22 protein-coding genes are annotated in these 19,416 nt (G+C 49.3%); 13 read left to right on the forward strand and 9 right to left on the reverse strand.

All coding sequences use genetic code 11. The annotated features are described in order from the left end of the window. Positions 1–323 precede the first annotated feature (323 nt). Both H6G89_RS11195 and H6G89_RS11200 read left to right on the forward strand, forming a co-directional pair. Positions 324–1,190, forward strand: coding sequence for a pentapeptide repeat-containing protein (locus H6G89_RS11195; protein ID WP_190506040.1), 867 nt, complete (start codon positions 324–326; stop codon positions 1,188–1,190). A 262-nt stretch (positions 1,191–1,452) separates the two neighbouring features. After that, complete coding sequence (locus H6G89_RS11200) at positions 1,453–2,280, forward strand: pentapeptide repeat-containing protein (RefSeq protein WP_190506041.1); 828 nt, start codon at positions 1,453–1,455, stop codon at positions 2,278–2,280. Here H6G89_RS11200 and H6G89_RS11205 read toward each other — a convergent pair. Continuing rightward, positions 2,277–4,427: an S-layer homology domain-containing protein gene (locus H6G89_RS11205; RefSeq protein WP_190506044.1), complete on the reverse strand. Its 2,151-nt coding sequence runs from the start codon at positions 4,425–4,427 to the stop codon at positions 2,277–2,279. The genes H6G89_RS11200 and H6G89_RS11205 overlap by 4 nt on opposite strands. 342 nt (positions 4,428–4,769) lie before the next feature. Here H6G89_RS11205 and H6G89_RS11210 point away from each other — a divergent pair, with 342 nt between their 5' ends. Both H6G89_RS11210 and H6G89_RS11215 read left to right on the forward strand, forming a co-directional pair. Further along, a complete protein-coding gene (locus tag H6G89_RS11210) occupies positions 4,770–4,967 on the forward strand; it encodes a DUF2283 domain-containing protein (protein ID WP_190506046.1) in 198 nt (65 codons plus the stop codon). A 65-nt stretch (positions 4,968–5,032) separates the two neighbouring features. Beyond that, entirely contained in the window at positions 5,033–5,842 is an 810-nt protein-coding gene (locus tag H6G89_RS11215; RefSeq protein ID WP_190506048.1) for a hypothetical protein, read from the forward strand. A gap of 182 nt (positions 5,843–6,024) precedes the next feature. On the opposite strand, the gene H6G89_RS11220 is transcribed toward H6G89_RS11215, so the two are convergent. Both H6G89_RS11220 and H6G89_RS11225 read right to left on the reverse strand, forming a co-directional pair. Beyond that, positions 6,025–6,492 carry an Hsp20/alpha crystallin family protein gene (locus tag H6G89_RS11220; RefSeq protein WP_190506050.1) on the reverse strand — a complete coding sequence of 156 codons (468 nt, stop codon included), beginning with the start codon at positions 6,490–6,492 and terminating at the stop codon, positions 6,025–6,027. 117 nt (positions 6,493–6,609) lie between these two features. Then, on the reverse strand, positions 6,610–7,440 hold the full coding sequence (locus H6G89_RS11225) for an aldo/keto reductase (RefSeq protein WP_190506052.1): 831 nt from the start codon (positions 7,438–7,440) through the stop codon (positions 6,610–6,612). Positions 7,441–7,499: 59 nt separating this feature from the next. Between H6G89_RS11225 and H6G89_RS11230 the strand changes: the two genes are divergently transcribed. From H6G89_RS11230 to H6G89_RS36110, 3 genes are all read left to right on the forward strand, one after another. Then, the gene (locus H6G89_RS11230) at positions 7,500–7,637 is read left to right on the forward strand and encodes a hypothetical protein (RefSeq protein ID WP_190506054.1); all 138 of its coding nucleotides are present in this window, start codon (positions 7,500–7,502) and stop codon (positions 7,635–7,637) included. Positions 7,638–8,011: 374 nt separating this feature from the next. Further along, entirely contained in the window at positions 8,012–8,617 is a 606-nt protein-coding gene (gene leuD, locus H6G89_RS11235) for a 3-isopropylmalate dehydratase small subunit (protein ID WP_190506056.1), read from the forward strand. 839 nt (positions 8,618–9,456) lie between these two features. Further along, positions 9,457–9,945, forward strand: a complete 489-nt coding sequence (locus H6G89_RS36110; RefSeq protein ID WP_190506058.1) for a type IV pilin-like G/H family protein — start codon at positions 9,457–9,459, stop codon at positions 9,943–9,945. Positions 9,946–10,247: 302 nt separating this feature from the next. Here H6G89_RS36110 and H6G89_RS11245 read toward each other — a convergent pair whose 3' ends face one another. From H6G89_RS11245 to H6G89_RS11255, 3 genes are all read right to left on the reverse strand, one after another. Continuing rightward, positions 10,248–10,760 (reverse strand): CYTH domain-containing protein, encoded by a 513-nt coding sequence (locus H6G89_RS11245; RefSeq protein ID WP_375539686.1) that lies wholly within the window; start codon positions 10,758–10,760, stop codon positions 10,248–10,250. A gap of 68 nt (positions 10,761–10,828) precedes the next feature. Further along, on the reverse strand, positions 10,829–11,809 hold the full coding sequence (locus H6G89_RS11250) for a carbohydrate kinase family protein (protein WP_190506060.1): 981 nt from the start codon (positions 11,807–11,809) through the stop codon (positions 10,829–10,831). 46 nt (positions 11,810–11,855) lie between these two features. After that, a complete protein-coding gene (locus tag H6G89_RS11255; RefSeq protein WP_190506062.1) occupies positions 11,856–12,401 on the reverse strand; it encodes a DUF4168 domain-containing protein in 546 nt (181 codons plus the stop codon). A gap of 112 nt (positions 12,402–12,513) precedes the next feature. On the opposite strand from H6G89_RS11255, the gene H6G89_RS11260 reads away from it, so the two are divergent. From H6G89_RS11260 to hisS, 3 genes are all read left to right on the forward strand, one after another. Then, positions 12,514–12,831 (forward strand): helix-turn-helix domain-containing protein, encoded by a 318-nt coding sequence (locus H6G89_RS11260; RefSeq protein WP_190506064.1) that lies wholly within the window; start codon positions 12,514–12,516, stop codon positions 12,829–12,831. A gap of 77 nt (positions 12,832–12,908) precedes the next feature. Then, entirely contained in the window at positions 12,909–13,205 is a 297-nt protein-coding gene (locus H6G89_RS11265; protein ID WP_190506066.1) for a hypothetical protein, read from the forward strand. Positions 13,206–13,479: 274 nt separating this feature from the next. Continuing rightward, positions 13,480–14,772 carry a histidine--tRNA ligase gene (hisS, locus tag H6G89_RS11270; RefSeq protein WP_190506068.1) on the forward strand — a complete coding sequence of 431 codons (1,293 nt, stop codon included), beginning with the start codon at positions 13,480–13,482 and terminating at the stop codon, positions 14,770–14,772. 111 nt (positions 14,773–14,883) lie between these two features. Here hisS and H6G89_RS11275 read toward each other — a convergent pair whose 3' ends face one another. The 3 genes from H6G89_RS11275 to H6G89_RS11285 all read right to left on the reverse strand — a co-directional run bounded on the left by H6G89_RS11275 (position 14,884) and on the right by H6G89_RS11285 (position 16,617). After that, entirely contained in the window at positions 14,884–15,573 is a 690-nt protein-coding gene (locus H6G89_RS11275) for a DUF2834 domain-containing protein (RefSeq protein ID WP_190506070.1), read from the reverse strand. Positions 15,574–15,598: 25 nt separating this feature from the next. Then, positions 15,599–16,138, reverse strand: coding sequence for a DUF937 domain-containing protein (locus H6G89_RS11280; protein WP_190506072.1), 540 nt, complete (start codon positions 16,136–16,138; stop codon positions 15,599–15,601). Positions 16,139–16,257: 119 nt separating this feature from the next. After that, entirely contained in the window at positions 16,258–16,617 is a 360-nt protein-coding gene (locus H6G89_RS11285; RefSeq protein WP_190506074.1) for a BON domain-containing protein, read from the reverse strand. Positions 16,618–16,972: 355 nt separating this feature from the next. On the opposite strand from H6G89_RS11285, the gene psaC reads away from it, so the two are divergent. From psaC to codB, 3 genes are all read left to right on the forward strand, one after another. Continuing rightward, complete coding sequence (psaC, locus tag H6G89_RS11290; RefSeq protein ID WP_009556083.1) at positions 16,973–17,218, forward strand: photosystem I iron-sulfur center protein PsaC; 246 nt, start codon at positions 16,973–16,975, stop codon at positions 17,216–17,218. Positions 17,219–17,655: 437 nt separating this feature from the next. Beyond that, on the forward strand, positions 17,656–17,889 hold the full coding sequence (locus tag H6G89_RS11295) for a photosystem II protein, Psb35-related (RefSeq protein ID WP_190506076.1): 234 nt from the start codon (positions 17,656–17,658) through the stop codon (positions 17,887–17,889). A gap of 224 nt (positions 17,890–18,113) precedes the next feature. Then, positions 18,114–19,412 (forward strand): cytosine permease, encoded by a 1,299-nt coding sequence (codB, locus tag H6G89_RS11300; protein ID WP_190506078.1) that lies wholly within the window; start codon positions 18,114–18,116, stop codon positions 19,410–19,412. The last annotated feature ends 4 nt before the right edge of the window (positions 19,413–19,416 follow it).

Below are 19,416 nucleotides of genomic sequence, written 5' to 3' on the forward strand. Positions count from 1 at the left end.
CTCCTATCGCCACCGTTAATCCCAAGTTACAAAGTTGAGTAGACATCAGGGGTGTCAGAGCGTCTTGCAAAACATCCCTCGCCATCTATTGCCCTGTTCAGGAATCGGTGTGATTTAGAAATGCTATGTATTCTCTGCAATCAGAAGTGTAATCAATTTGCGTTAATCACGAAATATTCACAAAGATAGAATCTCGTGCGATCGCCCCCCAAGCTACAACAAGGGAGTGTAGAGGCTATGCCTCCCGTTAAGGTTAACTCTATCTGTCCAATCTAACTCAACTGACCAGAGCGCAATTGCCCTGTCCTTTCCGGATTCAACTCGTGACAGACCGAAAAATGACACGAGGTGCCACAACAACCCCTATGCCTGAGCAAGAACAACTCGCGTTATTGACCCGTGGTGTTGATATTTGGAATGAATGGCGACAGACTTGCCATGACAGACCGTGTTTGGGTGAGGCGGATCTGAGTGCTGCCAAACTCAAAAAGATTAACTTTAGCGAAACAGACTTGAGTGCAACCACGCTAGTTGAGGCAGATTTGAGTGAAGCCGATTTAAGCAAGGCGATTCTGATTGAAACCATTCTCAGTCGAGCCAAGTTACGCAAAGCCGACCTGAGCGAAGCTTATTTAAGCCATGCTCTGTTAAATGAAGCGGCTCTGCATGAGGCACTGTTAACCGAAGCGGTTTTAATTGGGGCAAACCTGCGAGAGGCAAACTTTCGGAAAGCCAATCTCAAAGCAGCCATCTTGAGCCAAGCCGATCTCATTCGAGCTATTTTGAGTGAGGCAATACTAACCCATGCCAACTTGAGTGAAGCGGTTTTGATTGGGGCAATTTTAATCGAAGCCAACTTACGAGACGCCAATCTTGTCAATGCGAATTTGAGCCTTGCCGATTTGAGTCGTGCCGATCTGAGTCATGCCAATTTAGAAGGAGCAGACTTAAGTGGAGCCAGTTTAGCAGGGGCTATATTGACCGGGGTTAACTTAAACCGGGCGAATCTAACAGGGGTAGACCTGAGCATGGTTGATCTGAGCCAGGTCAATTTACAGGGGGTAAACTTAGACGGTGTTGCCGCTGACAAATCCACTTTACCTGCACAGGGTTTATCGCCTGCCGATGAGCAACCGTGGCTAACCCTGGAGGATTTTCAGCGATTAGGTGCCGACTGGGGGCACGGTTAACTAGTGTTGCGAACACAAAGTTCTGCAATGTAGGGGGTTTGGGGGCTTCGCCCCCAAGAAGGGGTTTCACCCCGTCACCCCTTTCAAAACTTATTTTTTGCTGTACTAGACGCGGTTAATTAACAGTGGCTTCATCGTAGCTTTGCCTTCCGCATCCGGATGCGATCGCCCCCTTTTGAAGAACTGAGGAAAGGCGAGCGATTTAACGCTGGCGTGTCATCAAGGGCAACGTTCATCTTTACTGTGACCCTACCCCAAACCTATGGCAAATCGAGTATTGCTGGCTCTACTCCAACAGGGAGCAGACAACTGGAATGAATGGTGGCACACCCACCTGAGTGAGTCAGAGAGCAAACCGGATCTGAGCAAGGCTTCCCTCAGTGAGGTTGACCTCAACAGAGTGATTTTGCCAGGAGCCATCCTAATCGAGGCAAATCTGCGAGGAGCCAACCTGTCGCGTGCTCATCTCAGTCTTGCCGATTTTACCTTTGCCCAATTAGAGCACGTGGATTTGCGCTGGGCTAACTTGCAGGGGGCTCGCCTGCATACAGCGATCTTACAGGGGGCAAACTTAAGCGAAGCCTATCTGGAATCTGCCATCCTAACTCAAACAAATTTACAGGCAGCCCAACTGAAACAGGCAAACTTGACCAGAGTAAACGGCGATCGCGCCGATTTTAGATGGGCTGATTTGTCGGGCGCAAAACTGCAAGAAGCGACCTTGACGAACGCTGATCTGCGGGGGACTAATTTAACCGGAGCAAAGTTGATCAAAGCCGATTTACGTGGGGCAGATTTGAGCTTATCCGATCTGGTTGGGGCAAATCTAAGTGAGGCTAACCTGCAAGGTGCCAATTTGTGTGGAGCAGACCTGAGCCGAACTAACTTGAACAGTGCCAACTTGACAGGTACAAACTTACGAGAAGCCTATTTACGCGAAACCAACTTTAGTGCTGCCGATTTGCGAGAAGCCAATTTAACGAACGCTTACTGGCACAATGTGAATTTGACCGATGCCAAGCTGAATTCAGTTGAACGGCGGGAGATTCAGGTACAGGGTGTCGCTCTGGCGCGGGGTCTATCGCTCTAACTCAAAAGCAGTTCATCGGTTACCAGTCGCCGCACAATCTCCGTGACTTCCGCTGCCATACGGGCATCCAGTTCTGTTGCTTCGCGATCGCCATTTCCCAGTTTTTTTGCCCCAATCAGCGTCATCCCCAGCGATCGCAACGGAGGCGACACACCCGTAGAGGAACCGCACCTGTGTTGATCCCAAAATTGCACATACGCGGTGTAGACCAATTCGGTGCGATGTCGAATGCCACTGCGCCCAAACCCTAACTTAGAGATGATCACCGGGGAGGCAATCACTTCGGCTAACCCCAGACGGGCGATCGCCACATCTAAGTAGCGGGCAGAATCTACCCCCATGGCGCGAATAATACTCTCTAAGCTGTGCCACTGAGCACCGGGCAGTTGGGCATCAATCGACAGGTAGGGATGCCACGCCAGCATCGTTACCAATCGAGTCATGTCATAGGTTGAAATTGAGTTATCTCCCCGGTGGCTGCCTCCAGAGGCTCTTAGCAACACTCGACGCAGGTGTTGATCCCACAGTTCTGGAGCTTGAATAAAGTTGCCTTCCCCATACCGTCCACGAAATTCGAGTTGAGTGTTACCCGTAATCGCTTTCAGCCAGTTCTCCAAATTCTGTGGTGTCTCAAACTGCTTAAACATCGCAGCCAGGGAGTTTGAGCTACCAATGGAGGATTTATAGTTGACAATCTCAACCGCTAAATCATAGAAACTGAAGCCTCGACTACTCCTGCGAGGTCGGATCACGCCATTGTCGATATCTGCCTCTGCGATGCTGGAGTTGACCTTCGAGACGACATTGAGCAAGGGAATGATCTTCGTCGCACTCCACAGCTCGACGTTTGCCAGGGCATTTTTGCCCAACCAATGGGCTGTCAGTTGTCCATTCTCAAGTTTGCCCAGACAGACACAAGCTTGTTGAATGTCATCGTGCAAAAATGCAAGCCCCTGCGAATTAATCCGGGGCATCTCTCCACGATTGGGAAAAGGTTGCAACTGAGCAGACGACTGCGGCTCAGATAGCGCAGGAACATCAGAGTTGACTTCAGACGGAGCACGCCTTCCCGTTTGAGAATGCACTACAGACACTGCTTGGGGTTCTTGTTTTTGGCGTAGTAGATAGATTGGGTAATGCTTCACTTCAGCCGCATAGGGTGATCCCTCAATCCCCTTGTCTAAAAATGCCAGTGCGGCTGCACTAAAGCCTTTCTCCTGTTGCAGGTATTCCGCAAAAATTCTGTCGCGGTTGCGGGCTTGTTCCAGAATGAAGCACACAGGTTCCAGGGTGAGTAGGATGCGTGCCAGCGTGATGTCGAGATTTTGGGTATTGCGATTGGGTAATTCTAAAATTCGGCAAAAATCAATTAGAGCCGCTTCTGTAGCGGGAGTGTATTTGCCCGTAATGGCTGCTGCCGGATAAAGCCGCAAAGCACTGAGCCGGGTTTGAATCTGTTTCACCAGTTGACCGTTGCCGCGCAGCAACCCAAACGGCACGGCATCCGTCTCGGAAATGGTTTCTAGTCCTGCGCTCCAGGTGACGTATTGACGGGGAACTGAGTCCGGTTGACGAAAGGTCTGACAGAGCATGGCAGCAATCTCTGCCCGTGTCACAGATTGATGGGGTCGCAGTTGCCGCACATCGGGATAGCTGACGACTAAACCTGCCAGAGTGGCTGAAGCGATCGCCCCCTGCGCAAAACCCGGCACCTTCTCTGCATCATCAAAATAAGCCTCCAAAATCCTGTTGGGAAAGAGAGGTAGGGCATAATTTAGCCCCTTCACCAACACCATCAACGCCTCTAACCGGGACAGTGCATTGTCAGGACGAAAGGTGCGATCGTTGTAGCCCGAAAACAACCCCCGCTCATAAACCCATTTCACGGCATTACTTGCCCAATGCAGCCCAGGCACATCTACAAAAGCTTGCGCTTCTCGCACGGGCAATGCCCTTGGGAAAACCCAGTACATTAGCACGGCAAACTCGCCTCGTTTAATGGGCGCATCTGGACGAAACTGCCCATTTTGATCGCCTTTTACTAAATCACGTTGAGCGAGTTCAACAATGCACTCTTTGGCCCAATGATTCTCGATATCCGAGAAAAGACGAGTCGATTGACGAGGATTGCCACGAGCGGTTCGCATTAATTCAGGTGTCTAATCAGCAAGTTGCACTATCTTTAACATTTTTTAATAGCGAGAGAAAGCAATTTAGCTATTTATCACAGGCAACCCCTTAATCCCGAATGACTCATAACCAACATCATTCCTGCGCTATTGGTTAATCGTGTGCATCTGCTCAAGCCATATATTGTGTATCAAGTACAGCCAAAAATGAATTTCGTCGGTATAGTACGACTTACAGCAATTTTCATTTGCGTATGCCACACTGACCGTTTGCATTGCTTGAATTCATGGGTGTTCCCTGTGTGGCACTCGTTTGAAAACCGCTGTAACTCAAGTTGCTCAATGGTAAGGTGAGGAGCCATGAAAGTTATCTACGACGGTGCAACAGATGTACTACAAATCATCTTTCGGGATGTTCCGATTGAAGATTTTAGTGAGGACCGTTCTGGAGTCACCATTGACTATGATGCGGATGACAATATCATTGCTCTTGAAATTCGAGATGCCTCCAAGATGATTGAAGATCCGCGATCGCTCAAACATATCGTCTTAGACTAACCAGCGTTGACCCCAGTGAGTTTAGGTTAGAGTGTTCTGGATTGGCTGGTCAGAATCGGAATGCCATGAAAATTTTGGAACACACATCAACTCGGTTGACCTTGCAGCGTCACCCAACAGGGATGTCCTGGTTTTTGTTAGGGATTCTGTGGTTGTTTGGTGGGTCATTTTCGGGAATAGGCGTCTTAATTGCTCAGGCTGTGAGTGTGCGATCGCTCATGTGTCAGCGTGTAGAAGCAACCCAGGTGAACTGCGAATTGACCGAAGGCAATGTCTTTAATGCTCCTGTCAATACGACAGCGATCGCCGCACTCCAAGAAGCCACTGTTGCAACGGATCCCTTAGGTGAAGCCCCTGCCTACAGTGTCATACTCTATTCCCAAACAAAGGAACTTGAGTTCAGTAACAGCAACGACCGTGGATCACAGGAGGCGATCGCTCGACAATTAAATGAATTCATTCAGAATGCGGCTGAAACCCGCATTAACTTACAGGACGACGATCGTGGATTACAACTATGGGTGAGTGCTGGCTTTTTGTTAGGCGGGCTGGGTCTTATGGTCTGGGGGATTAATTTACAAGAAGTCGCGACTTACACATTTGATAAACCCCAAAATAGCCTTACTCTCAATCGCCACACACTCCTGCGACATCAGACTACAACCTGGAGACTGGAGTGCTTTAAGTGGGCTTTTTTGCTCGATGAAACGGGTCAGGCTTCTACAATTCTTCTAGAGGTTCAATGTCCAGAGTCGCAAAGCCATCATCCCCCTGAAAGAGTGCAGTTAACGAATGCTGTGTACACCTACACAAGAGCTTCTCAACAGGAATTGGTCAATTTAGTGAATCAATTTGCCAGTTCCAAACAGCAATAAAAAAGCAGAGCCAATCATGACTCTGCTTATGACTCATCTAGCCAACGCCCCATCGAATGTGGCTACGGCTATATAGCAACTGTCCAGATCCTTGAGACAAGGGGGTTTGGGGGCTGTGCCCCAACCAAAGGTTCCAACCCTGCACCCCGTCCTAACCAATCCTTCGGTTGCTAGAAGGCAACTTAGGCAGCTTGACCATCTGCGATCGCTGGAGTGTCGTTGGTCAAGCTGATTTTAACGACGGAATTACGAGCTTCAGCGACTTTAGGCAATGTCAAGTTCAATACACCATCTTTGTACTCTGCTTGTACCTGGTCATTCTGAACGGCGACAGGCAGAGGAATCACACGTTGGAACTTGCCGTAGCGGAACTCAGAACGAATCACGCCGTTCTCATCGGTTTTAGACTCGTGGCGTTGTTCACCGGAGATTGAAACCGCTTTTTTGCTCACTTGGATATCCAGATCTTTAGCGTCGATACCAGGAAGTTGAGCACGCAATGTGACGTTGTCGCCAGCATCTTTCAGCTCGATCGCGGGTGCCCAGGTAGGTTGTGTTTGGGTCGCAGGAGCCAGCTCATTGAAGAGACTATCAAACTGACGGCGCATCATTTCCATTTCGCGAAGGGGTTGCCAGTAACGTACTAACATAGGTCGATGTGAGGAACGATTAGAAACTACAAACTTCATGTTTCTATAGTGCTCTAATCCAGACAGAGTAGGGGTTAGGTAAACTCCACTAAAATGGTCGAGATTCCCCAACTTTGATTAAGCCCACTGTGTTTCAAAGGCATCCTGACCTGTGCCATACACCACATCTCCGTAGTGCTGCCAGTGTGCTAATTCGGAAGCGGTGAGCAGGGGCTTATGTAGCACCTCCAGATTGCTCGTCAATTCAGCCAGGGCTGCGGGAGAGGTTAATGCAAGCCGGACTGCACCGGGATGCAATGAAAATTGGTAACATTCTGCGGCGGTTGGAGGTCGATCTAACCCACTAAGCATCTGCGGCGAAGTTTCCCGCAGGGGTAACCGCAATAAGGTTGCCCAACGGGTACAGGTAAAGGCAATTACCGGGATATCAGCTTGAACTGCTGCCGGAAACAGGTCTATTTCGGCTTTGCGATGCGCCATGTTGTAGCGATGCATCAACACATCACATTGATGAAGGTGAATCAGATTCAGGGCGATCGCCCGATTGTGGGTGCTCATTCCCACATAGCGGATGTAGCCCTTTGCCTTCCAGTCGTAGAATGTGTCAGCCAGATGTTGAATATCATTGGGGTCGTCCTTCGGTGAAATATACTCTCCAAAAAAGGCATCCACGAGGTCTACATTGAGAGTTTGGCGAATGCGATCGAGGGTATGGTTTAACGTTTGGCGATCGCGCTTTTCACTGCCCAACGCGACAAAAATCGATTCTCGGTGGGTTGCCAATAGCAGGTTTAACTCATCCAGAAACAGGCGAGAAGGCAAGCTATAGGAAAAGAAGTAGTTAATACCTGCTGCAAAAGCCGCTCTGACACAGCCAGTTTCCTTCAGGTATTGGCTAGCTAAACCCAAACGACTCACAGGGGTGTTATCTAAAGTTGTGAGTTCCATACAGTAGCTCCAGCGAGACATTCTAGAGTGTTGTATCTTTCGTTCCAGGATGAGTCGTTTTGCTGCCCCAATCTGGATTGTGCAGTGCCATTCTCGGCATTGGCATCCATGTGGGTATCGGTGAAAACCATTCTCCTAGCAGGGATGAAGCCTGTCCCAGATGCAGACCTCGCTATATTCAGGTCTACATTCTATAGCGATCCTAAATCGTTTGTGAAAGTGCCCGCCCAATGGGCGGGCACTTTCACAAACAGCTTTTTTCACACATCAAATAGGATTGCTATATAGTCTTACGCACATACGCTGAAGAAGAGGGATTGTAGGGGCTGTGCTCCGTTCTAAGAGGTGCCTGAGCAGTTTTCGGCGGTTAGAACCGCGACGACAAGAACAAAGCCCACTGAAACAACCGTGCACCGAATTTGGAAGGAAGCAGAGATCCGTGTACACAGTAGCCCTTAGATGGGGATGGGTGCTCCTTCGCCAGACATTCCTTTTCCTGCTGTAAACTAGATAGTCTGGATTGAGCACCAGTTCACTGCAAATTTTTTGGGTTGGGGTTAGAGATTATTTCATGAGCCAAATTAAATCAGTTACAGGACGCGGAATTCCATTAGTAGGCGATGACATCGACACCGATCGCATCATTCCGGCTCGTTTTCTTAAATGTGTGACCTTCGATGGGCTGGGCGAACATGCGTTTGAAGACGATCGCGCCCAAACCAAAGGTCAACACTCCTTTGATCAACCCCAATATCAAGGGGCTACCGTTCTCATCGTCAACCGCAACTTTGGCTGTGGCTCCTCTCGCGAACACGCACCCCAGGCGATCGCCAAATGGGGTATTCAAACCCTTATTGGCGAGAGTTTCGCCGAGATTTTCTTTGGCAACTGTGTCGCCATGGGGATTCCCTGTGTGACGGCTGACCATGACACGGTTCAACGCCTACAGGAATTGGTAGCCGCCAATCCTCAGACCTCCGTTGAAGTCAATCTTGAAACCATGCAAGTGACCTGTGGTGACTTTGTAGGAGCTATTCACATGGGAGACGGTCCCAAAAATATGTTCCTCTCTGGGAATTGGGATGCCTGTGGACAACTCGTATCACAAGCCAACAGCATTAAAACCACCGCAACCCAACTGCCCTACATTTCCTGGAGCAAAGTTGCCGTTGGGTAAATCCATCTCGCCACCAACGATGAACCTGAGCTTGAGCCAGTTTGGTGGTTGAACCCGTAGCGACAGGAGCATCCCCTGCGTTAGTAGAATAGCCCCCAGTAATTATCAAGCTTGACCGTTCAGGTTTGGTGTTGCCCAATCCGCCTGATGTTGAACTTGCCTAACCGCAAAGTTAAACATTGGGCGGGTTGCTTTTTTGAAGCTTGCCACTAGCTTCCTGTCAGGCATGGATTCATGCAGGTGGAGCCTCCGTAATTCCATTTCCAAGCTCCTACTTGGAAATGAGGTCTGTATGAGATTTGTTGGCGGAGGGAGTGGCAGGAGAGGAACATCTCAGCAGGAATGCGATTGCACTGACGCAACCCCTTCTAACCAAAATTTTACGTGGAATCACCAGGGACACTGAAATTTAAAGTATAAAAAACTACTTTTATTTTTTGGCAGTGGTAAATTAAGCGAATTTGATCGGTTCCTGTTTTTTTTAGCTTATGAGTTGGAACATCAAATTCGTCATCTGAGGTTTTTTTGTATTTGAAATTTTATCTTCTGCAAAAAATAGAAGGATGCATCATCCTAGAATCAATGTTTTTCAATACCTAAAGCAGTTATTTCTAACGGATTTTATTTCTAAAGTTCCCAAAATTCCTCCGGATTCAACAATCCGGAAATAATTACTATTTCTCAAGAAACATTTATCTTTTAGCGGCAAAAGAAAGATGCTTTCTTTACAGTATTGAGGGAATATACTGATGAGTTTCTTTACTCCGGCGGGAAATCTTACTGTAGGGTATCGCCAAGTCTGACTAAATTCAAAATTCCCACTGTAGGAGAAACACATTATGAAGACCGAATTGAAAGCGAAGTTCCTTCAGCACTTGATTGAGCGCAAAGAAGGTGACAAGGGTTTCACTTTGATCGAATTGCTCGTTGTTATCATCATCATCGGCATCCTCTCGGCAATTGCTTTGCCATCCTTCCTCAATCAGGCAAATAAGGCTCGTCAATCCGAAGCTTCTACCTACGTAGGTTCTGTGAACCGGGGTCAGCAAGCCTACTTCCTTGAGAAGAATTCCTTTGGTAACCTGTCTAACCTGGAATTGGGTATCAGTGACACTAAGAACTACACTTATGTCTCCACGCCTGCTGGTACTGGCACAAACGCTGAAGCGGTTACCACAGCTAGCCCCATCGCAACTCTGAAGGGTTATGCAGGTCGTGTGTGGATTGGTACAGGTAGCGATAACACCGCTACTACGTTTGCAATTCTCTGTGAAGGTACTTCTCCTTCCTTAGTTCCTGGCGTCAGTGGTAAAACTGCTTGCCCATAAGCCGCTAGTTTCACTCGCTTAACTCAAGAAGCATCTCAACCGTTATAGATAGCCATCTCAGTTAGGACAGAAGGATTTGGGGCTATGCTCCCAACAGAAATTTTACTTCTGTACCCTTCCCTAACCCGGCGACTCAGATATAGGTTGAGATGCTTTTTGTATGCGTCAGAACTTACGCAGTTACATCCCCCAACCTCCCTTAAAAAGCAGACTTCCGGAGTTCTCCCCTTGTCAAAGGGCAAGGGGGGGAGCAAAGGTTTAGGCTGCAAGTGCGTCAGTTCTATGGGTGTCTACCTCTGGTATTACCAGGATTGGAAGGGGTGCTTTGCCAAGTTAGAGTTGTAGTAGCGGGGATCAGCAGAGACTTCTTCACCGATCCACTCTGGTAAAACTACAGATTGATCGACGTCGGCAAGTTCTACCTCTGCCATGATCAGCCCATGGTTTTCTCCCATAAATTCATCAACCTCCCAAAGTAGCCCCTGGTAGTCAATGCGATAGCGAATTTTTTCGATTAAGGGGCGATCGCACAGATTTTCTAACATCTCGATCGCATCCCCCAACGGGATTTCGTACTCATACTCACTGCGGGCAATGCCACTGGATTTGCCTTTGATGGTGATGTAAGCGCGATCGCCTGCTACACGGACTCTCACGGTGCGTTGTTGGGTGGAGGCAAGATATCCCTGGCGATAGAGTTTGCCTTGACCGAGCGATCGCCACGCATCGCCCTTAACCAAAAATTTGCGCTCAATTTCAACTGCCATTTGTGAAGCCTTTGGTTGGGTAGAGGCACGAAACCCAACACCCCGCATGGGTTACACTTCGCTAACCCATCCTCAATTGAATTTCACTGCCATTCTTCAATTGTGGATGCAAACCTTTATTGTTGCTGGTGCAAATAGAGGAAAGCTTCGACTTCTGCGGCGGACGGTTGAGCGGCGATCGCCCCTGCCCGTAGGGTGGTCAACGCACCAACAGCACTGGCATAGATCACCATTTTTTTAGCAGCATCAGGGTCACTCAAGACATGAACTCCCTGTTGACAAAGCTGATGCAAGAAACCTGCGACAAAGCTGTCTCCGGCTCCAGTCGTGTCTTCAGTATCAACTTCAAAGGCAGCCACTTTGCCTTCGTTTTCACCCAGGCAATAGGCACTACCGCGATCGCCATCGGTAATCAGCACTCCTTCTAAATCCCCTAAACGGTGGGCAATCACACCGGGATCGGCTGTGCCAAACAGCCATTCTGCCTCTTCGACTGCCAGCTTGAGAAAATCAATATGTTTGACAAACTCCTGAATGATTGACCGTGCGGCTTCGACATCTTGCCAAAACATGGATCGCCAGTTGACATCGACCAGAACCTTGACGTAGTGCTGTTCGGCAAGCTCCAAGGCTCGTTCGATCGCAGCTTTTGTGTCGGGATAAGCCAACTCTAGGGTGCCCAGCACAAGAAAATCGGCATTGGCAAACAGAGAGACAGGTAATTGCGCGGCCTGCAAATGGGTGTCGGCAAACTCGGCGGTGTCGCGGCTACCAAACCCGGCAAATTGGCGATCGCCCGTTTCGGATCGCAACACATAAATTTCTCTCGTGGGGGCGGTGTTGTGGTGCTGGATGCCTGTGGTATCAACTCCGATGCTGTGCAACAACTCCACCAACGTCTCACCGGGAGCATCTTTACCAACACAGCCAATAAATCCAGCCGGAGTCCCCAATTTGACTAAAGCGGTCGCTACATTTGCGGGTGCCCCGCCGGGGTAGGCTGTCCAGGAGGTGACTTCTTCAAGGGAGCGTCCAGGTTGGTCAGCGATCAGATCAAACAGAATTTCGCCCAAGCAAAGTACACGGGGGCTAGTCACAAATATCTTCCTTTTAGAGCTTAAAACAAACGAATGGATTTAACTGTCAACGAATGGCTTCTTGGAGTTGAGTGGCAATGCGATCGCCAAATTCGGGATCTGTATTTGCCAACCCTAACAGTTGCAGGTATTCCTGCCAGGTTAACCCTGCTGATTCAATAATGGCAAATGCTTCTGCTTCGATCTCTTGTTGCACCCGAACGGATTCGAGATCAGTCTCTGCGCCTTGCAACTCTCCTTCACGCCGCTCAATTAACTCTACAACTTGCAGGTAGGCTTGAACGAATTGGCTTATCTTTTCTGAAGAAATGGCGTTGATATCGACATTTGGGGGGCTATCTGGGAATTCGGTAGCGGGAGGCGATGCGGGAGCAGGGGGCAATTCCTGGGCGATCGCACCACTGACCCAAAGGCAGAGATACAACAATAGGCACAACAAAAAGCTAAAGGTCAACAGCACCGCTTTTTGGATCGCCTGGAACACCCGACCGATCCGAGAATCGGGCACCAGGAACTGAGCGGGATTGTGTCTAGCCAATCGGTTGAATGAGAAGGGCTGAGCGAGCGATCGCCTAAATGCTTTCCTGAACATGCATGAAGTTTAATTAGGTTCTTATACTTACCTGAATTATCAGACAGCTTTTGCGGATAAACCTCCTAGAATTGAAATAGGCAATGAGTAGATATACATAGGTAGTGGCGTTATGGCTGGCGATGACAATCAAACCTCCGGTTCTCTCTCAGAACGAGAGTTGCAAATCGTTGAACTGGTGGCGGCTGGCTTAACTAATCAAGAGATTGCAGAAAAGCTAGAGATTAGCAAGCGCACCGTTGATAACCACATCAGCAACATCTTGACTAAAACCGCCACTGGCAATCGGGTCGCGTTGGTTCGTTGGGCACTCCAGTGGGGCAAAGTCTGTATCGATGAGGTGAATTGCTGTAGCTTACCGATTCCGTCGGATGCACTTCCGCCTCCGATTGATTCGGTGCCGATTTCAGGGGATGAGGTTATTTCTTGAATCTGATTCGTGGGAAAATGATGTGCCGCATCATTGCCGCTCACTACGCGGGACAAGTTTGAAAACAGGGCTTTGAGATGAACGAGGCATTATCCCAGATTCAACCGGGTCGTCAGGTGCGTTACTGCGTCTGTTGTCCTACATTGCCATATGCCGTCTATTGTGAAGTGTCGGCTCACCTACGTCAGGTCACCGGGGTAGATGCAGGTCTACTGCCGCAGACGTCTCAGCAGTTTGACTACACGCAGAGTCAGGTTGGGGGACTGTGGATTGAGTACAGTCAGACAGCGGATGCAAGCTCTCGACATCAGGTAGAGCAAATTTTGAACTACTATGGCGATCGCTATGGTCGGTGGTTAGTGATGGATAGTTGATGGTCAGTGGTCAATAGTCAATAGTCAGTGGTCAATGGTCAATGGTCAATAGTCAGTGGTTAGTGGTCAATGGTCAATAGTTGATGGAGAGATGATGGGCGATTGACAATTGACGAATGACAAATGACAAATAAGGTTTCGATAGTGGATGGTCAATGGTGAGTCAGTGGTCAATGGTGATAGTTGATGGAGAGACGATGGGCGACCGACAATTGACGAATGACCATTGACCATTGACAAATTACGAGGTTTTGATTGAGTACACGGCGATTTTATGGGCACTATTCAAGCACTCCGGGGAACGCGGGACATCCTGCCAGATGAGGTTGTTTACTGGCAATATGTTGAAGCCGTCGCGAGAGATATTTTTAACAAAGCGGCTTACCGCGAAATGCGTACACCCATCTTTGAGCAAACAGAACTGTTTGAGCGGGGCATTGGGGAAGCAACGGATGTGGTCGGCAAAGAGATGTACACGTTTCAAGATCGGGGCGATCGCTCAATTACGTTGCGACCTGAATTAACCGCAGGATTGGTGCGATCGCTGATCGAACACAAGCTCTACGCCATCAGCCCAGTACAACGGATGTGGTCGATTGGCCCTGTATTTCGCTATGAGCGTCCGCAGGCAGGGCGACAGCGACAGTTTCACCAGATTGATGTGGAGATCATGGGCAGTGCTGATCCCCGTGCCGATGCAGAGGTGATTGTACTGGCAACTGATTTGCTAAATGCATTAGGCTTGAAAACGCTGAAGTTGGATATCAACTCAGTAGGTACGTCGGACGATCGCCAACGCTATCGACAGGCTCTCATTGATTATTTAACGCCTTACAAAGCAGAGTTAGACGCTGATTCGCAGGATCGCCTGACCCGCAACCCTCTGCGAATTCTCGATAGCAAAGACGAACGGACGAAGGCGATCGTGCAAGACGCTCCTAACCTGCTGGATTACTTGAGTCCAGAGTCACAACAACGATTTGAGCGAGTGCAGCAGTGTTTGACCGATGTGGGGATTGCCTACAACATCAACGCTCAACTGGTGCGCGGGCTGGATTATTACACTCACACTGCCTTTGAGATTCAGTCGGATGATCTGGGTGCTCAAGCGACCGTGTGTGGCGGTGGACGCTATGACGGACTAGTGGCTCAGTTGGGTGGTCCCGATACGCCTGCGATCGGGTGGGGCTTAGGCATGGAGCGATTGATCCTGTTATTGCAACAACTTCAGACTCCAACTCAAGCCAATCTCGACTTTTATGTGGTGTCAAAGGGCGATCGCGCTGAAGCTCAAGCTCTACAACTGAGCCAGACCTTGCGGCATCTGGGCTTCTCCGTAGAACTCGATTTGAGCGGCAGTGCCTTTGGCAAACAGTTCAAGCGGGCTGACCGCAGTGGGGCGATCGCCTGTCTGATTTTGGGTGATGCCGAAGCCGAGAACGGAATGGCTCAACTGAAATGGATGCAATCCGGAGAACAGGGGGCGATCGCTCAAGCTGACTTGCCTACCCTGGCAGATGACCTGCGCCACAAGATTGCAGATATTCGCGCTAACCAAAAAGGCTAAAGGCTAAAGGATGAAGGATGAAGGATGAAGGATGAAGGATGAAGGATAAAACCAGAACATTGGAATTTTGCTGTTCTTATCCTTTAGCCCTTATCCTTTAGCCTTTTCTTTTTATCCTTCCGCCTTTAGCGTTTCTTCTCTCCCCCGTCCTTCTTCTTTTTTCTCGCTTCTTTCCTGAATCGGTGGACGAAGTACCAGATACGCCACCGCTCCAAACAGGGGAATCAGGGATGCTGCCCAGAACAAACGGCGATCGCTTAGTCCCCGTCGTGCCATATCATCTCCCAAAATCGCCGGGAAGATAAGGCAGAGCATACAAAAGTCGAGGCTCATGACATGGACAAAGCGACTGGTTTGCCACTGGTAGGCAAAATCGCTCCAGTCACCTGCGATCATGCCATACGCCACAAAAGGAATGAGGAGAAGGGCGATCGCCAATCCATTCCAGCGAGAATCGAGCCACTTCAGGAGCCAGTTCTTCTGACCTGCGAACGTGCCATTCGGTTGCCGTAAGGCGAAGTAGGGCAACAGGGCAAAGGCTCCCACGCCAAATGATCCGGCAACAAAGAGGGAGGCAGGCACCTTTTGCATCCTGCCATCAATCAGCAAGAACGAGGCATAGATCAGGGGCACAATTCCCAGCGTGTTGAACAGTGCCACGATCAAAGGATTAATGCCCTGCCAGTCCCCTGTTACCAGTCTTTGAATGGTTTCAGCCGTATCGGGCTGATTGGGAGGTGCGAGAAAAAAGGCATAGCCAATAAAGCCAATCCACAACCCCCAGAAAATGACTCGATTCACAACGGTGCCTCACCCAATGACGGTTCTAACGCTGGTTCAAGTAGCGTCCTGCCATTGACAGTGTATCGCCCAGATCAACGTCCCCGTCTCCGTCTGCATCCAGAAAACTGCTCAAGACCGAGTTTTGTCCGGTTGAACCGCTGCTGGGGGCATTGTTATTAGTGGCTCCAGACTTGAGGAAATTGAGCGCAAGCGGAACGAGCACTGGAAGCAACGATTGGATGGTGTTGGCATCAATCCCTGTTCTCTGGGCGATCGCCTCTGCCATCTGGTTCTGCTGAGCTGGGCTAAAGAGGGCTTGCAAGGCTCCCATGTTGGGGTTGGTGCCGCCGTATTGGTTCACGAGCGACTCGACGCGATCGTTGCCACCTGTGGCGCGTTGCTGTTGCAGAGCAGAGCGTACATAACTGCCCACTACCGACATCATGGTTGAGGTCGTGCCGGAGTCAACTCCCTGGTTCTGAGAAACCTGCTGCACCATATTTAAAATGTTGCCAAGCTGATCAGGGCTACCTTGCTGATTGGGGTTGCTAATGGCTCCTAAAATTTGGTCAAACAATGGCATAGGCTTCGATTCCTGCTAAACGTCACTCAAATTTCATTATTAAAAGTCTAAAATGTGGAACCGGGCATCAGCCTTGATGCCGAGTCCCATTCGTTACTCAGAAATAAATTTAGCCGGATTTAGCCAACGGTCACTTCGCTGGTGTCAACGTCGGTTGCCCCATTGACGCCTCTGGCGATCGCCACTGCCTTGGAGAGATAGGACTGATCGGGCACGTTGCCTCTGAGCACGACTTTGCTGCCCAACTGAGCCACCCACAGCGTGCCGACATCATCCAACTGCGCGTCATTGTCATAGGCGAGAGCAACCCGCTTTGCCAAACCGCTCTCATCATAGGTGCCGTCTAATCCTACCCGCTCTGGAGGAATGCTTTGTCCACTTGACGCAGGGGCAGCCGCAGGAGCAGAAGTTGCTCCTCCGACTCCGGTTTGAGCGACCGCAGGCTTGCTTCCTGGAAACAGTCTATCTAGCCAACCCATTGGTTAATTCTCCTTTAGAAATCTCAAACAAAGTTTGCAAATCGGATTCAGGTTTTGCTGTCATTATGAAGCGATCGCTTTAATTCCTCTGCAAGGAAAGGTTAACTTAAGGTTTTTCTATATCAACAATCGATGGATTGAAGGGTACAACGACCAAAAGAACAATTGTTGAGCATAGATATTACATTGTTTGAAGTTTTATGGGCTTTTTCAGAATCCGGTGAAAGCACTGCTGTAAACTTGTTTTCGATTGCAAAGCATCATTATTCGGTCGCTCGTTCGGTCTCATACATTAGCCGCAAGCTACCGTTAATATCCCGACCGTTAACATCATGTAGTTTGGAGACTTTATTCAATGTCCCATACCGTCAAGATCTACGACACCTGCATTGGATGCACCCAATGCGTCCGGGCTTGCCCCACTGACGTTTTGGAAATGGTGCCCTGGGATGGCTGCAAAGCAGGTCAAATTGCCTCATCGCCTCGTACCGAAGATTGCGTCGGTTGCAAGCGATGTGAAACTGCCTGCCCAACAGACTTCCTCAGCATCCGAGTTTATCTTGGAGCTGAAACCACTCGCAGCATGGGCTTGGCTTACTAAAAGTCACGGTTTCATCTGCTTAAAAACGGTGTTGCTCAGGAGAACTGGCTTTGCAGGCAAACGGCTGTTTTCCTGTCCGGGCTGTTCTTCAGCAATGCCTTAAAACTGATGATTGATGCTTTAGGAGGGGGATGTCCCCCTCCTTTTTTTGCATGGCATCCTTCTCGAATGGGCATACCCCTTTTCGGTATGGCTGATTCACGACATGACTTGCGTCAGGCCGGTTTGCGAAACGTCCTACAGGTATTGCTCAGGTTTGGTCGCATCACGTTCAGATTTTCGGGAGTCAACCAAGCTGCGGAGGCTGATGCCAGAGTTGGGAGTTCAATCCCCGGAGTCCCTGCTTTAAGTTGGACAGTTTTAGAATATCTTGCAAAATATTTCAATTTATTGTTACAATCTTTTACATAAAGAAACAAATCTATACGGAGATTGTTATGACTATCCTGATCGCTTTATTTATTGTCGGTTGGGTCGCTGTTGCTCTACTGGGCACCCAGGCTTACTTCCGGGGCGAGCAGTCGAAGCCAATCCATGAGCGCAACTGGCGTTCTGAGGGATTTGAAAAGCTATCTCAGTCCATCACGGGGTCTGAACTGGACTATGGCGATCGCGTCTACGCTTACTCCGGAATGGATGCTTACGCGAGCCGCAACCTACCTAATGGCTAAATAGTTGGTGTTACAAGGACTCATTCGACTTCTCTCCAGGTTGGATTGAGTCCTCTAACCCATCCATAAAATCTCAAAAGCACAGAGGCTTCCAGGTTTTGCCTCTGTGCTTTTTGCACGTTTAAGACGTCAGGTAATCTGAGATACGATTCAATATCCGCATAAACCCAGACAATATCCCCTATTCACAGAACATTTATTGTTGAGATAGGGCGTATTACCAAATGAGTGCAACGACAGAACCTCAAGTGGTTGACCAATCGCAAGCCAGTGAAGATTATCCCCTGAGTGCTGTACCGACTACAGCACGTAAATCCATGTTGTCGATGGCGTTTATGCTGTTGGGCTTCACGCTATATTCAGGGACATTTTTTGCAGGGGGTCTGGTTGGACCTGCCTTTCGCTTTTTTCCTGACCTGATTGTGTTGCTAGTCGTCGGCAACCTGATTTTGGGTGGCTATGCGGCTGCGCTGGCTTACATTGCCTCTAAAACGGGGCTTTCCACCGTCTTAATGGCTCGGTTTAGCTTTGGCAGTGTTGGCTCCCGTTGGGTCGATTTTGTGCTGGGATTCACCCAGGTGGGTTGGTATGCCTGGGGGTCTGGGCTGATTGCTGATCTGCTTAACCAGTTAGCAGGCGTACCGGAATCCTGGAACTGGCTGATTATTTTATTCTTTACCTATTTCTTTTGTATTACGGCTTATATCGGCTACCGTGCGATGGATTGGTATAGCCGCATTGCCGTACCCGCGATCATTATTTTGATGCTGTGGAGCCTCTCAATTTCTGCAAATCAAGCGGGTGGTTTTGAGGGATTGCAAGCCATTCAACCCACAGCAGAGTTAGGCATTGGTGCTGCGTTAACCATTATTGTTGGAACGTTTATTTCGGGTGGCACTCAAGCTACCAACTGGAGTCGGTTTTCTGATTCTCCGCGCACAGCGACCTTATCGACGTTGGCAGCTTTCTTTATCGCCAATGGATTTGTGGTGTTTGGTGGTGCTTTCTGTGCCCTGGTGTATCAGGACTTCGACATGGTTTCGGTGATGGCGAAGCAGGGGCTATTGGTGGCAGGTTTTATTCTGCTGTTCCTGAATATGTGGAGCACGCAGGACAACACGATTTACGCATTTTCGATCGCCTTTGCTCACATGTTCCGCACCAGTAAGCGTACTTTCTTTGTGTTGCTGGGAGCAACGATCGCCCTGGCGTTGGCGTGGGGTGGCATCTACAAGAGTTCGCAGTTCATCAACTTTCTGATCCTGCTAGGCACCTTTATTCCTCCAGTCGGTGGTGTGGTGATGTCTGACTTCTGGCTCCACCGCAAGGGACAGTTCCCCAGTCTGGATGAGCCGCAACCTGCTTTCAATTGGGCGGGTGTGATTGCCTATGTGATTGCGTCGGCGATCGCTTACTACTCTCCTGGCATCAAGCCCATCAACGGTATCATTGCAGCTGCGGTGTTGTACTTTATTCTGGCGAAGGTGATTCCTCAAGGAAATCGGAGTCAGGCGATCGAGTAGGGAG

The sequence above is a fragment of the Oscillatoria sp. FACHB-1407 genome (assembly GCF_014697545.1).
Classification (GTDB): Bacteria; Cyanobacteriota; Cyanobacteriia; order Elainellales; family Elainellaceae; genus FACHB-1407.